This window comes from Bacillus inaquosorum (assembly GCF_023238325.1).
Lineage (GTDB): Bacteria > Bacillota > Bacilli > Bacillales > Bacillaceae > Bacillus > Bacillus inaquosorum.
This window is the reverse complement of record NZ_CP096592.1, coordinates 1,922,157-1,935,592: the sequence shown is the minus strand read 5'-3', so window position 1 is coordinate 1,935,592 and position 13,436 is coordinate 1,922,157. Positions and strand designations below refer to the sequence as shown.

The 13,436-nt window shown below is 35.8% G+C and carries 12 protein-coding genes and 7 pseudogenes; 5 read left to right on the top strand and 14 right to left on the bottom strand.

Annotated elements, in window-relative coordinates; translation table 11 throughout:
* Positions 1-115: 115 nt before the first annotated feature.
* Positions 116-1,453 carry a xylose isomerase gene (gene xylA, locus M1M80_RS09635; RefSeq protein ID WP_003238266.1) on the bottom strand — a complete coding sequence of 446 codons (1,338 nt, stop codon included), beginning with the start codon at positions 1,451-1,453 and terminating at the stop codon, positions 116-118.
* 263 nt (positions 1,454-1,716) lie between these two features.
* Between xylA and xylR the strand changes: the two genes are divergently transcribed.
* Entirely contained in the window at positions 1,717-2,871 is a 1,155-nt protein-coding gene (gene xylR, locus M1M80_RS09630; protein WP_060398685.1) for a transcriptional repressor XylR, read from the top strand.
* A 125-nt stretch (positions 2,872-2,996) separates the two neighbouring features.
* Here the strand turns inward: xylR and xynB are convergent, their stop codons facing one another.
* Positions 2,997-4,598 carry a xylan 1,4-beta-xylosidase gene (xynB, locus tag M1M80_RS09625; protein WP_060398684.1) on the bottom strand — a complete coding sequence of 534 codons (1,602 nt, stop codon included), beginning with the start codon at positions 4,596-4,598 and terminating at the stop codon, positions 2,997-2,999.
* 42 nt (positions 4,599-4,640) lie between these two features.
* Positions 4,641-6,032, bottom strand: a complete 1,392-nt coding sequence (locus M1M80_RS09620) for an MFS transporter (protein ID WP_060398683.1) — start codon at positions 6,030-6,032, stop codon at positions 4,641-4,643.
* Positions 6,033-6,574: 542 nt separating this feature from the next.
* Here M1M80_RS09620 and M1M80_RS21675 point away from each other — a divergent pair.
* A pseudogene (locus M1M80_RS21675) lies at positions 6,575-6,779 on the top strand (thermonuclease family protein); the annotation flags it as partial.
* Positions 6,780-7,036: 257 nt separating this feature from the next.
* Here the strand turns inward: M1M80_RS21675 and M1M80_RS09610 are convergent.
* A complete protein-coding gene (locus tag M1M80_RS09610) occupies positions 7,037-7,567 on the bottom strand; it encodes a GNAT family N-acetyltransferase (protein WP_060398682.1) in 531 nt (176 codons plus the stop codon).
* A gap of 443 nt (positions 7,568-8,010) precedes the next feature.
* Here M1M80_RS09610 and M1M80_RS09605 point away from each other — a divergent pair, with 443 nt between their 5' ends.
* On the top strand, positions 8,011-8,319 hold the full coding sequence (locus tag M1M80_RS09605) for a hypothetical protein (protein WP_248596965.1): 309 nt from the start codon (positions 8,011-8,013) through the stop codon (positions 8,317-8,319).
* On the opposite strand, the gene catA is transcribed toward M1M80_RS09605, so the two are convergent.
* From catA to M1M80_RS09555, 10 genes and pseudogenes are all read right to left on the bottom strand, one after another.
* On the bottom strand, positions 8,293-8,943 hold the full coding sequence (gene catA, locus M1M80_RS09600; protein ID WP_060398681.1) for a type A chloramphenicol O-acetyltransferase: 651 nt from the start codon (positions 8,941-8,943) through the stop codon (positions 8,293-8,295). The genes M1M80_RS09605 and catA overlap by 27 nt on opposite strands.
* A gap of 210 nt (positions 8,944-9,153) precedes the next feature.
* A pseudogene (locus tag M1M80_RS09595) lies at positions 9,154-9,406 on the bottom strand (Y-family DNA polymerase); the annotation flags it as partial.
* A pseudogene (locus M1M80_RS09590) lies at positions 9,399-9,683 on the bottom strand (YolD-like family protein). The pseudogenes M1M80_RS09590 and M1M80_RS09595, both read right to left, overlap by 8 nt.
* Before the next feature lie 345 nt (positions 9,684-10,028).
* Positions 10,029-10,499 carry a hypothetical protein gene (locus M1M80_RS09585; RefSeq protein WP_060398679.1) on the bottom strand — a complete coding sequence of 157 codons (471 nt, stop codon included), beginning with the start codon at positions 10,497-10,499 and terminating at the stop codon, positions 10,029-10,031.
* A 259-nt stretch (positions 10,500-10,758) separates the two neighbouring features.
* The gene (locus M1M80_RS09580; protein WP_060398678.1) at positions 10,759-10,923 is read right to left on the bottom strand and encodes a hypothetical protein; all 165 of its coding nucleotides are present in this window, start codon (positions 10,921-10,923) and stop codon (positions 10,759-10,761) included.
* Positions 10,924-11,201: 278 nt separating this feature from the next.
* Positions 11,202-11,666, bottom strand: a complete 465-nt coding sequence (locus tag M1M80_RS09575; protein WP_060398677.1) for a hypothetical protein — start codon at positions 11,664-11,666, stop codon at positions 11,202-11,204.
* A gap of 85 nt (positions 11,667-11,751) precedes the next feature.
* Positions 11,752-12,063, bottom strand: coding sequence for a hypothetical protein (locus M1M80_RS09570; protein WP_060398676.1), 312 nt, complete (start codon positions 12,061-12,063; stop codon positions 11,752-11,754).
* 16 nt (positions 12,064-12,079) lie between these two features.
* Positions 12,080-12,213: pseudogene (locus M1M80_RS09565) on the bottom strand (hypothetical protein).
* Positions 12,214-12,228: 15 nt separating this feature from the next.
* Positions 12,229-12,436: pseudogene (locus M1M80_RS09560) on the bottom strand (hypothetical protein).
* A 3-nt stretch (positions 12,437-12,439) separates the two neighbouring features.
* A pseudogene (locus M1M80_RS09555) lies at positions 12,440-12,692 on the bottom strand (hypothetical protein).
* Positions 12,693-12,762: 70 nt separating this feature from the next.
* Here M1M80_RS09555 and M1M80_RS09550 point away from each other — a divergent pair.
* Both M1M80_RS09550 and M1M80_RS09545 read left to right on the top strand, forming a co-directional pair.
* Positions 12,763-12,858 (top strand): annotated as a pseudogene (locus tag M1M80_RS09550) (hypothetical protein); the annotation flags it as partial.
* Between the two features lie 144 nt (positions 12,859-13,002).
* Positions 13,003-13,356 carry a winged helix-turn-helix transcriptional regulator gene (locus M1M80_RS09545; RefSeq protein ID WP_060398675.1) on the top strand — a complete coding sequence of 118 codons (354 nt, stop codon included), beginning with the start codon at positions 13,003-13,005 and terminating at the stop codon, positions 13,354-13,356.
* Positions 13,357-13,436: the final 80 nt, after the last annotated feature.

Below are 13,436 nucleotides of genomic sequence, written 5' to 3'. Positions count from 1 at the left end.
TCTAAATAAATCCCAATTGTAGAAATTACCCGTCATAACAATAAGCAAAAGTAAAGGCATCATGACGGGTAGATCGTTAACTTGGTATCTATTGCAGGATCTGGAGCTTATCCTGTTATACTTCTAAAATGTATTGGTTCAATATCGCTTTTAATCGCTCCTGTCTTCCAGACTCGTTTTTCATTGATTTATTGTTGAGCGCATATTGCTCAAGCATCTTGAAATTGGCTCTTCCTTCTGCAATTTCGAGACCAATCCCTTCAGTAAAGCTGCGATAACGATGTTTAATCACATCTTCAAACACACGATCTTCGACCAATTTGTGGGCGACTTTCAATCCTCTTGCAAATGCATCCATCCCTGCAATATGTGAATATATTAGATCATCAGGCTCAAAAGAAGATCTTCTGACCTTCGCGTCAAAGTTTAATCCGCCGCTTCCAAGGCCGCCATTTTGCAGGATTTCGTACATTGCTAATGTCGCAGAATATAAATCTGTCGGAAATTCATCGGTGTCCCAGCCTAAAAGAGGATCACCTTGGTTCGCGTCAACAGAGCCAAGAAGTCCATGTACTCTTGCCATGCGTAATTCATGTTCGAATGTATGCCCGGCTAATGTGGCATGATTGGCTTCGAGATTTAATTTAAAATGATGATCTAAGCCATATTGCTTCAAAAAGGCAATGGTTGTTGCGGCATCTGTATCATATTGATGCGTGGTCGGCTCTTTTGGTTTTGGTTCTATCAAAAACTGCCCTGTATACCCGATTTCTTTCGCATAATCCACTGCCATATGCATGAATCTGGCCAAATTATCAAGTTCAAATTTCAAATCGGTATTTAACAATGTTTCGTACCCTTCACGGCCGCCCCAAAATACATAATTCTCGGCGCCAAGCTCTTTTGCTGTTTCTAATCCTTTTTTCACTTGTGCTGCAGCATACGCAAACACATCTGCATTGCAAGAAGTCGCGGCACCATGGACGAAACGGGGATTCGTAAACATGTTTGCAGTATTCCATAATAGCTTAACATTGCTAGTTCTCATGTAATCTTTCATCAGGCTTACGATAATATCTAAATTTTGGTTTGTCTCTTTTAGCGTACTACCTTCTGGTGCAATATCCCGATCATGAAAAGCAAAAAATGGTGCATCCAGTTTTTCAAACATCTCAAATGCTGCTTCTACTCTCGCTTTCGCTAAATCCATGCCTTTATACTGATCCCAAGGTCTTTGCATCGTAGCTGCTCCAAAAACGTCTGTGCCATCAGCGGTAAATGTATGCCAATAAGCAATAGAAAATCGCAGATGCTCTTTCATTGTTTTTCCGCCGATTACTTCTTGAGAATTATAATATTTAAATGCTAAAGGATTAGTGGAATTTTTCCCTTCGTAAACCACTTTGTTTACGCTTCCAAAAAAGTTAACTGAACTAGAATGAGAGTGAGCCATGTTATGTCCCCCTTAAAAATAAATTCAAAACATGATAATTCAAATTCAGGCACATTTATAAGTAAGTTTCATATTAGTTTGTTGCCCGAACAAACTAACTTATTTTCATCTTATATAACCCCATCAGTATTTTCAATATTTTTTTTAGTTTTTTATGAACACATTCGATATAATAAAGGTAAGATTCGCTATGTAGTATGTGTCAAATTGAACACACAAAAATTTCAACTTAATTTAAAGGTTATACAAATGGAGTGGATGAAGTGGATATCGCAGATCAAACCTTTGTCAAAAAAGTAAATCAAAAGTTATTATTAAAAGAAATACTTAAGAACTCACCCATTTCAAGAGCAAAATTATCTGAAAAGACTGGATTAAATAAATCAACTGTTTCATCACAGGTAAACACATTAATGAAAGAAAATCTTGTATTTGAAATAGGTCAGGGACAATCAAGTGGCGGAAGAAGACCTGTCATGCTTGTTTTTAATAAAAAGGCGGGATACTCTGTGGGAATAGATGTAGGTGTGGATTATATTAATGGCATTTTAACAGACCTTGAAGGGTCAATTGTGCTTGATCAACACCACCATTTGGAATGCAATTCTCCAGAAATAACGAAAGACATTTTAATTGACATGATTCATCACTTTATTACGCATATGCCAGAATCTCCGTACGGTCTTATTGGTATAGGGATATGCGTGCCTGGGCTAATTGATGAAAATCAAAAAATTGTTTTCACTCCGAACTCCAACTGGAGAAATATTGACTTAAAACCTTTCATACAAGAGAAGTTCAATGTGCCTGTTTTTATTGAAAATGAGGCAAATGCCGGCGCATATGGAGAAAAAGTATTCGGTGCTGCAAAAAATCACGATAACATTATTTATGCAAGTATCAATACAGGGATAGGGATCGGTATTATTATCAACAATCATTTATATAGAGGGGTAAGCGGATTCTCTGGAGAAATGGGACATATGACAATAGACTTTAATGGCCCTAAATGCAGTTGCGGAAACCGAGGCTGCTGGGAATTGTATGCTTCAGAGAAGGCTTTATTAACATCTCTTCAGACGAAAGAGAAAAAAGTATCCACTCAAGATATCATAGAACTCGCCCATCTGAATGATATTGGAACTTTAAATGCGTTACAGAATTTTGGATTCTATTTAGGAATAGGCCTTACCAATATTCTAAATACATTCAATCCACAAGCCATTATTTTAAGAAACAGCATAATTGAATCGCATCCTATGGTTTTAAATTCAATTAAAAGTGAAGTGTCAGCCAGGGTTTATTCACAATTAGGCAGCAGCTATGAATTATTACCATCTTTCTTAGGAAAAAACGCACCAGCGTTAGGGATGTCCTCCATTGTCATTGACCATTTTCTGGAGATGGCTACAATGTAATTTATAATTAAAAATGCACAAATCTTTATGTTTGACGCTCATCTTTAATGCTGAATAGGAGTACAGGGCGTCTTCTACTATGAAAAAGGAGTTCTAAAATAGAAGTCTCCTTTTTCATATGCATATTATTTTTCTTTATAACGAAAATATCTAAAGTCGGCCGGAATATGATTACCGCTGGTATCTTGGCATTGCATCCCTACAAAGGCTCCTGTGAAGAATCCTCCTCCACGGATGTAATCATCTGATAATTTTTTCGTTTCTAATAAAATGTCAATTTTTTGCCAATCTTCTTTGTGAAAAGAATAGAAATAAGTATAGTTTTCTCTTTCAATATTTACTTTTAAATATACATACTTAACCTCCCGAGGAATAACAATTTTATTTTTTAATGGCTGTGAAAAAGAAAAGTTATCACATATTGTTAATTCAAGAATACGGCCAAGTTCTTCATCATATGTGATTTGAAGAGCCGTCCAGTTCTCTGTATTGTAATAGTTCACCAATCCAGCGGCTTGTTGAAAATTTTCCGGATAAAATGCAACAGCGGTTTCCGCTTCAAAATGGAGACTTTGCCAACGTCTGGCTACAAATGCCTGAGTAAATGTCGAGGTTAATGATTCATGGCCGTATAATCGTAAATGATTTGGCACTTGAGTCAATGAACCTAATTCATTTGTAAACGGAATCCTTAAAGTTTGAAAGTTAATATTTAATTTTGAGTCCTCGAATTCATCAACTTCCGGGTACGTTGCTTCAAACGCTGTTTCGGGTATAGAAGGCGCTTCTACATCCAAGCTCCCTTCTTTTCCGCCTGCTACATAAGGCCATTCATCTTTCCAATAAAGTTTTTGAATAGCTGTTTCTCTCCCCAAAGGACAATATCCTCTCTGCTGAAAAATTGAATCATCGTCCGGATGAATAGGACGTCCCGTTAAATGAGCTAAATACCACTCACCTGTATGTGTTTGAACAATGGATGCATGCCCGCATTTTTGCAGCGGATTTTCTGGATCATGCCATGACGTTAAGATTGGATTATCGGGATGAACTTCATATGGACCCTCAATATTTGCAGAACGGGCAATTGTAGCAGCGTGTTCGAACCGTGTTCCTCCTTCTGCGGTTAATAAATAATAATAGTTCCCGATATGATAAAGGTGCGGAGCTTCAGTCAGCTTTCTATCCGTTCCTTTAAATATAACTTTCGGTTTACCAATTAATTTTTGCTCCTTATCAGAATATTCCTGTATGACAATTCCTCCGAATGAGTGCCGATCAACACGCTGATCCCATAACATATTTAATAAATATTTTTTTCCATCTGTATCATGGAATAAAGAGGCATCAAATCCCGAGCTATTTAATGTAATCGGCTCCCCCCAGTCGCCATGAATCGTCTCACAAGTCACTAAATAATTGTGACAATCTTTCCACGCCCCGTCTACTACCTTAACATCCGTATAGACCAGCCAAAACTTTCCGTCGCTATAACTTAAACATGGCGCCCAAACCCCGCCTGAATTAGGGTTTCCTTTCATGTCTAATTGTGAAACTCTCTGTAATGGATGTGCAACTAAGTGCCAATTTACTAAATCCTTTGAATGGTGTATCTGGACTCCTGGAAACCACTCAAATGTAGATACAGCGATATAATAGTCCTCTCCTACCCTGCAAATACTTGGATCGGGATTGAATCCTTTAAGCACTGGATTGATAATCTTCATTTGGAACTCCCCCTCAGCTATTTTCTTTTGACTCATCATTTTTCAAGCCTTGAAATCATCAATATGATCCAAATAAACTTTGTCTCTATTCTCTAATTCTCGAACCATGTTTTTATATTTTTTCTCATCTAAGTTATAGAAATTAATATCGATCATGGCTAAAACAAGCAGAATCGCGGGAATAACGGTTGCTGTAATTAAAATTCCCGTTAATGCCTCGGGAGTTTGTGCCTGATTTGCCATATATCCAAATTTATCTAGAACCAGCCCTGGTACAATCCCTCCCAAGGCCATGCCAAACTTAAAGAAAAATCCAATAACAGCGTATATGAGCCCGCCCATTCTTTTTCCAGTCCTATATTCTCCATATTCTATTGTTTCAGGGATGAGCGCCCACATATATCCCCCGGCAGTGAGACTTCCAGCAGCAGCAATTAATCGAAAGAAGAGAATGAGGTATATATGACTTGAAGGAACAAACAGCAAAGCTAAGAGGCCGATAATATTCAGTAATAACGCATAGTTAAGTAATTTCTTCTTCCCCAATAATTGATGAAGCCTTGGAATAAACGGTAAAATAACCAAAGCAGGCAAACTTCCTATCAATCCGTACCACTTCACTAAATCCTCTCTTCCTAAGTTATACGTCACGTAATAGATGCCAACCGAATTGCTGATTGAATTCACACCAAAAATAATAATAAAGAAAATGCTCAATACAACAAGCGGACGATTAACACGAAACTGCTCAAATATATCCGATAATTTAATTTTCTCTTCAGACTTTTGAAGAGCGACACGCTCTTTTGTACTTTTAAAACAAAAGATTAACAGGCATCCGCCTATTATTCCCAAAATACCCATGGTTAGCTGCCAGCCAAGAGATTCATTGCCGGAAGTATCGCTTAAATAAGCAGCCAGTAAAGGAACAAAAAATGCAACGACAAGTCCCCCAAGATTCGCAAATAACATACGAACAGATGTTATACTAACCACTTCTTGATTATTTCTAGTCATGGCAGAAGTTAACGCGCCATACGGAACGTTTATCGCTGTGTATGTAAGCGACAAGCCAACATAGGTCATATAGGCATATATTAATTTCCCCATATCCGAAAAATCTGGGGTTGTAAAACAAAGTATTGCCAGTACTGCAAATGGAAACGTTCCGAATAAAAGATACGGTCTAAAGCGTCCAAATCTGCTATTCGTTCTGTCTACTATTGTTCCAATAAAAGGATCGGCGAGAGCGTCAATTATTCTAACCACTAAGAACATCGTACCGGCTGTTGACGCCGATAAACCAAATACATCTGTATAGAAGAACAAAAGATAAGTAGACACCGTTGCATAAATTAAATTACACGCAAAATCTCCAGACGCATATCCAACTTTTTCAACCATGCTAATCTTCTTTACATTTTCACTGAGCATGATTTCTCCCCTTTTCGATCCTTTAATAAGGAACAGTATGAAATGGTATAATAATTTCTCGAAATTATGGGCAGTAAACGTTTTATAAAGCGCTTTCAAAAGAGCGAAAAAAAATTATAGTGATCTACTTTCCCAGAGCATTTTCATCATCTAAATGGTGATCAGCAAGCAGGAAATTCATATTTTTCTATACCCGGCAAAGGATAAAAACCTCATTCTTTCGTTCTTTATATTGTTTAGCTCCATTAAATTGATCCTCTTATCCCCCTTCCATCCATATATAGCAAGGACCATATCTTATGGACAATTAAAGTCCGGCTCATTAGTTTGTTGATCAAACAAACTAACTTGAGTTAATATTATAAAATACTGTCGGCTTTTTCAACGTTTTTTTCAGAAAATTTAACCTGATCTGAGATAAATATTGGTTTTATCTTCTTTTATATTCAGTTTTCAACTATTTAAGAAATGTCGCGTATCAATTAATGACGCTGGGTCCTTTTTTATACAGTTCGCTACTTACTGTAAACACTCAAAAAGCTAAAAAACAGATCTCCTATGTAACCATGTGACGAAAATGCATCTAAACGAAATAAAGAATTGGTTAAAAGCGGTAAGCTTCAATTAGAGTTTGATACAGGTGATTGCAGAGATCAGTATGGAAGGCTGTTAGCTTAGGTTTATGTTGATGGCAAGTCTGTTCATGAAACACTTTTGAAAGACGGATTGGCCAGAGTAGCTTATATGTCTGCAACTTTAAAAATTGAGTAATACTTCTACCGCAGCGTTAACTGGAAAAACAGAAACGTTTACAAATTGCTTTGAGTGAAACCCGAATGGAGTGCCTAGTTCCCACCCTGCTTACCAACCTTAAATGGGCAGAGATCATGACAACTTTGCCTGTGAAAGATAATTGAAAGCTTGCGGCTTTCTTTTATTCTTTAAACCAAAAAGACGCTCAGTAAGATTTTCGGGGATAGCCTCTTTAAACAACCATCTAGATTTTACACTGAAAAAGCTTTTGAATAATGAACGACACCTTTTACATTTTCGAGAGAATCCTTTGATAACTCTAAAGCCATAAATACTTCATCAGGCACCTCAAATGGGGCTTTGATATTCCATAAACTAGCTGGCTTAAAACCAAACTTTGGATAATAATCTTTATGCCCTAAAACAATGACTGAACGATAACCAAGCTCTTTTGCTTTTTTTAAAGCAACATGAATTAATTGACTCCCGATTCCTTTTCTCTGATACTCAGGTGCAACAGAAACCGGAGCAAGCGCTAAGGAATCAACAGCATTATCACCATCCACGATTTTTATTTTAGATAAAAGAATATGCCCGACGATCTCTTTTCCATTTAAAGCAACTAATGAAAGCTCAGGAATAAATGCATCTGATTTTCTAATCTTATTTACAAGGAAGTGCTCTTTCTTGTCGCTATATTTTTCATTTAAAAAAGCTCTTTTAACAATGTCTTCAGTCGTATTATATTCATGAGTGAGTTCTTGTCTAATGAAAAATTCCATTTTTTAGTCTCCTGTTCTTTTTGTTAGTTTACTTTATTCTATAATAGACACTTCCCTAATGAATAGTTATATCACATTATTTGACCTCTGGATTCCCCCTGCAAATCTCATAATAAACTCTTCCGATCAACCCAGCTGATGTTTATTATCACATGAAACAAACCCATGTATCAATCACTATGCTGAAGCAGCCTAAACATTTATAAGGACCAAAAAACTTACACCGTTCGCCGTATACAATGTGCATTTGTTGCAGTTCCGCATCTTCAAAGAGCCTTAAACGATTCGAAGTCCATAAACAAGCAGAAACTAATTGGTGCATCATTATATAATTTAGAGAACTGTTATTATAAGATGAAAGAGTATGACAAAGATGGTACGAAAAAGATAAAAGCGACCTTCTCCCTCACACGTTATTTACATTGACACAGATTTACTTCAAGATGAAGGATATTAACAAAGCCTTGATTCTTTACAAAAAAGGAATCGAAAAAGCTAGGGCCTTTAATGATGATGTTTTGATTGCTGAGTTTAATTATTTAAAAGCTTCATATATCGACTCTATAGATAAACGCACAGTTTTCCAAACTTTTTCTGTACTTAAAGATAATGTTATGTATCCAGATTTAGAGGAATTAAAAAAGCTTGTCGATGGAGCCACTTTTTGTGACTTTGTCAACAAGCTGAAAGAGGCCTTATCAGGCCTCTTTTTTTATCACACGATTTCACTGCACAAGCCATTCCCTGCATGAATCAGTCAGTTTTTGCAATCCATTGATAAAAACACCTGCATGGTAACCATCACATACTGCATGATGACATTGCAGTGCTACAGGCAAGTATGTCTCTTTTCCATCTGAAAAGAATTTCCCGTTTGTTATGATAGGGAGCAAATGGTCGCTGTTCGCCAGGTTCAGATGAAAGCTCGTAAAGTCAACCCATGGAATTGAGGAAACGGAAAACGTGTTGGCAGGAATATTCTCTTTTGCCCATAATCCTTTTTTGTCTCCAAACCTCTCGATGTCCCTCACATAGTTTTGATAAAACCGTGGAAAATCATGTGAATATTCCGACCATAAGGCGGAAAAGGTCTGATCCTCCTGATGAAAAATCGTATAACACGGATTCATCTGTTCCCAACATCCCAACTGCCCGTCATGAAATGCCGTTCTGAATTCAGGGTGGGCGTTCACTATTCTCGACACCATATAAATAAAAGCAGGATAGAACTTGACTTTCTTGTCTCGCAGTTTGTTCAGCAGCCCGGTCACATTGATGTTAGCCGTTATGCTGTATGAACATTTCCCCGCTTTCATGTAATGTTCAAAATAAGGTTTTCTATGCCATTGCTCAAGTTCAATTCTTTGAAAATTCATGTTTAGCCTCCTAAAATAATGGAATTTTTATTTTAGGAGGGATGATCCACTGATTTCACCAACATCCACACCTCATGTCATCTTTCTTCCATTACAATAACATGTAACAGCTTTTCGGAGCAAACGCAGGAAAACTCCTTTGTCATCTCGCTCAACAGACCCGTTAAGGTCTGCTTATTTCTTGCAAATACTGATGAAAAGCTTCATTTACGGATTTACAATGTGTATTCTTGGATCTTCAAGTATCTCAAATAGTCTCGACCCTGTTTTGATTCCAACATCTTTTTTAAGCGCAGGAGATGCAGCTAATACCACACTTCCTTGTGTCTCCGTATTCCCTACAACAGCAAGATAACATGTTAAGGGATTAAGCCCCATTGTTACAGTCGAAACAGAAGCCATAAAAGGATTTCATATCGACACAAAGTATATTCTTACGTGGAAATTGTGAGTAATCAATCATTGTATGTAACTCCTATGATGGTATTCATGTTGATATATACTGTATTGTCGTTCTGATCTTAAACGTGAAGCTTTTGTTGCTCAAAGTTAATGTAACGTACTCTGCCGGCGACATTTTCAACGAACCCGTTGTTAAATACCAGCTCTTTATTAAATTCAAATGCTTCAGAAACAAGAATATCCATCTCTTCAATTTGTTGAGCGTCTAAGGATGGCTTTTCAATTTTTGATACATCAAGTAAGTCTTGTTTAAGCTGTGTTAAGTGTTCTGGGAGCATCATTAATGTCCATTTGATTGTCCCTTGATCTCTAAGCAATTTGGCTCACTCCTTTATCGATCTAACATCAACAGAACAAATGTTCTTTATTCAAAATAAATCAGAACGACCGTTCGATGTAAATGTTGGTAATAAATAAAACCCCTTATAAAAGGGGGGTAATTAGGAGCATATTAAGTTGCCATATTGCTTAGTGTTTCATTGATAAGAAATGTAAGACAAAAATGCTGTCAAAGTGATTGCAATGCTTCGCTTCTGCTATCATCCTCTAATTAAAGTTGCAATTGAATTAGTTAGAATTCCAGATATAAAACATACAACTGTCATGATAGTCATAATACGAAATTAACTCTGTATTAGTTTATTCAATATGTTAATTTTACTTTGGTCTTTATTGTTCTTCTTTGTTCTTCTATAGCCATCCAGTAAAGACTTATTATAAACCTTGAGGTAATCATAAATAGTTAGCAAATGATATTTCGCTCCGTAATCTTCAAAAATCTCTAGGTTATTATAGTCTACATCTGCAAATGGTTTTAAATCTTCTATGTAAGCAATGCCTATTTTAGTATTAGTTTTCCTAAATTCATGCTCATGTAAATCAACCATTTTGTATCCTTGCAGGTCCATAATTTTTTTTAGTTTTTCCCACTTTTCCTCTAAAAAAATTAATGGAATAAGAATATCAATATCTTCTGGGGAAAAGTCCAACCCAGTTACCTTTTCAAGACCTAAAGAGCCATATAATAATGGAATAATGTCTAACTCTTTATTAAGAGTTTTAGCTATATTTATAAATTCATTATACAATTTCATTTTTTATATCCCCAATTTTTGGTCATTTAGAATCAACTGCTTCTTGGAATTTCTTAAGTCCTCAAATTCTTCCTTATGGTGAATAACCCAAAACTCATTAAGCCATTTGGAATTTGTACTAATGAGAAAAAATTATTTGAGCATTAGTACGTTGAATGGGTTTGGCTGAATTGGGCCATTTTATCGGCAATGGTTTGAAAAACTTTCATAAATCCTGAAGGTCAATTTTATAATTTTCACTCTAAAAGGATTCTTTTATCTAAAAAGCCTTGAATACCGAATTAAAGAAAAACATCAAGATAATGATGGCTAGTACAACAACAACCTCAAAAGTATGTGAACTGCCATCTTCTTTTTCTCGTTCTGTCTTCTCCCTCATTTGTTCTCTATATTTTCTTTGAATTTTATCCTTTTTCTTATCCATCTTACTCGACCCCTGTCAAAATAAAGTAAAGCCAAGCAGTTCTGAATTATTTTTATTCGTTACTTTTAACACTTAATATTATCCATTATTATCAAATGGTTTTTGGTGGTTCTGTACCAACCCTGAAAATAAGCAACTATATCAATCATTACCTTCTCTGCTTGCCCTTTTATCCATTAAGCAGTAAAGCTTTCTTTACTGCTTAATGGATATCCTATCTACTCCTAGGAAATAAAACTCTGTTCCATTTGGTCATCTTTTATCTTAATTTTTGTCAATTATTTTTGTGAAAGGTAATTAAAATCACGGTTGCTAATGTTGTTAAGATTGATGTCTTTGCTTACCTCTTGTACATACGGTGTAATGAAATCCACAATAGGTGTCATATCAAAAGGAAAATCAAAGTCCAACAACTCAGAATTTGATTTAGATATCTGTTCTTTAATAAAGAAGCGGCAATCTGGTTTCATGTTTAACAAACCATCTATAAAAGAAAAGATATCAGCTGTAAAATCTTCAAGATATCTTTCTTCAGTGAATGCAATGACCTGAATAAAGTTCGAGGAACCCTCGTATTCATTTTCATCCTCTATACCAATTAAAACTGGATTATCACACAACTTTCCTTTTCTTTTTGAATCAACAATTAAAATATAGCCATAGATGTTTGAAGTTTCTTTTTGTATGACCTGAAAAAACTCGACTTCATTTGTTCTAAGAAGCCTGTAAAATTTTAAATCCATATAAACCTCACTCTGAATAAAATAATTATTTTATTACTATTATACTACAATTTTCCATGGTCACACTAAACAAAAAGCAGTCTATTCAGATCTGCTCCTTGGTGTTTTCTTCTTTTAACTTTTTGTTTAGCTTGAATCCAATTAAAACATTGACAATCGCAGCCGGAAAATATAAAATTCCTGCATCCATTATTCCTAACGCAGTACTTGAGTTCACTATAAATGCCTGCATTTCTATGTTTCTTGACTTCAAGCTAAGTAATACTAGGATACCAGCTAAAACCCCTATAAGCCGTGCAATACCTGTGATAAAGAAATCTGTTAGGACTCCAAATAATTGCCCAATCGTTGATAGCACAATTCCGAAAAAGCTGGATAATAAAACTAACTTTTTAATGGCATTTCACCCCTTTTCAAAGCCGCTTCCATTCACATGCTCTAACCGCTTTTGATATAGGTCTTCAAGTATAGCAGCCCACTCTACAAACCCTTCAGCTACTATGTTTTTCAATTCATCATTCTCTTTCCATTCGATCCAAGATCCAATACATCTGAACACCCCTTACCGTGTCACCACTTGAATTTCCCTTACCTCACATTACACTTAGTTTTAAGCTCACTTGCAACTTTAATGACCTCTAACATTGTTTGCATTTTAGAAGCGCCGTGAATGTCTTTAGATGTCAAATAACCGCTCTCATCTAACATGAATGCTTTGAAGTATTCCTTGTTTTCAAACTGCAGTACATAAAGTAATCAAGTAAAGGCATAAATCAACCTCTTTTAAATAATTTTGTAATCCTAATTATTAATGGCAGCAGACCGATTAACATGAAGAAGGCTAATACATTAAGCTTATTTTTGAAGAACAGATTGGCCAAATTCCTTTCCATGTCTACTGATGTTTCTTTATCCATCAGTTCTTTAAACTCTTCATCATAGTCCTGGTCAACAAAAATAAACTTAATGCCAGTCAACAATCCCACTCCAAGCCAGATAATTAAAAAAATAAGCTAATCCAATCATTGTTTCCCTCCCTATATCGAACGGAATTTGGTATTCTTGAATATGTTGAATAAATTATGTGGGTGATTTTGTGGAAGAGAAATATGAAACAAATGGGTATGACACTTCAATTGACACTTCAATCGTTTATGATTACAAGGAGTATCCAAACGCCCGCTTATCAAGACCTAAATCGCAAAATAAAGGTTGATACATATTATAGATGACTAATATGTATCAACCTTTTACTTTACATCCTTAGCAATAAGTTTGCATAATAATCTGTAAAGGATGCCTATTTCATATACTTACTTAAAGGAGAGTGTTACTTGTGCGTAAAACCTGTGTTCCGACTGGCGTTGAACTAAAAGACACTGGCTTTGGATATACGTTGTCATTAATAAGTGGTAAATATAAAATGATCATTATATATTGGCTATCTGAAAATAAGGTTATGCGGCATAATGAGCTGAAGCGAAGTATCGGTACCATTTCCTTTAAAACGCTAAGCATCATGTTAAAAGAGCTGGAGGCGGAGGGCCTTATCTTACGCAAGGAATTTCCCCAAATACCTCCAAAAGTTGAATATTCATTATCTGACCGTGGTCTTTCTCTCGTTCCATTGTTAAATATGATGTGCGAATGGGGAGAGAAAAATCGTTTGCCATCTCTAAAGAATGTGTAGCGGTAGTCATATCTATCCTGTTTAAATCAAAAGAAGTATCTCTTCAACAAAAATACTTCTTTTTTATAACTTTAATAAAT

Bases quoted from the DNA above. Each gene is read 5' to 3' on its own strand.
- xylA (WP_003238266.1), bottom strand. From the start codon at position 1,453: ATGGCTCACTCTCATTCTAGTTCAGTTAACTTTTTTGGAAGCGTAAAC.
- xynB (WP_060398684.1), bottom strand. From the start codon at position 4,598: ATGAAGATTATCAATCCAGTGCTTAAAGGATTCAATCCCGATCCAAGT.
- M1M80_RS09620 (WP_060398683.1), bottom strand. From the start codon at position 6,032: ATGCTCAGTGAAAATGTAAAGAAGATTAGCATGGTTGAAAAAGTTGGA.
- M1M80_RS09610 (WP_060398682.1), bottom strand. From the start codon at position 7,567: ATGGAATTTTTCATTAGACAAGAACTCACTCATGAATATAATACGACT.
- M1M80_RS09605 (WP_248596965.1), top strand. From the start codon at position 8,011: ATGAAGGATATTAACAAAGCCTTGATTCTTTACAAAAAAGGAATCGAA.
- catA (WP_060398681.1), bottom strand. From the start codon at position 8,943: ATGAATTTTCAAAGAATTGAACTTGAGCAATGGCATAGAAAACCTTAT.
- M1M80_RS09585 (WP_060398679.1), bottom strand. From the start codon at position 10,499: ATGAAATTGTATAATGAATTTATAAATATAGCTAAAACTCTTAATAAA.
- M1M80_RS09580 (WP_060398678.1), bottom strand. From the start codon at position 10,923: ATGGATAAGAAAAAGGATAAAATTCAAAGAAAATATAGAGAACAAATG.
- M1M80_RS09575 (WP_060398677.1), bottom strand. From the start codon at position 11,666: ATGGATTTAAAATTTTACAGGCTTCTTAGAACAAATGAAGTCGAGTTT.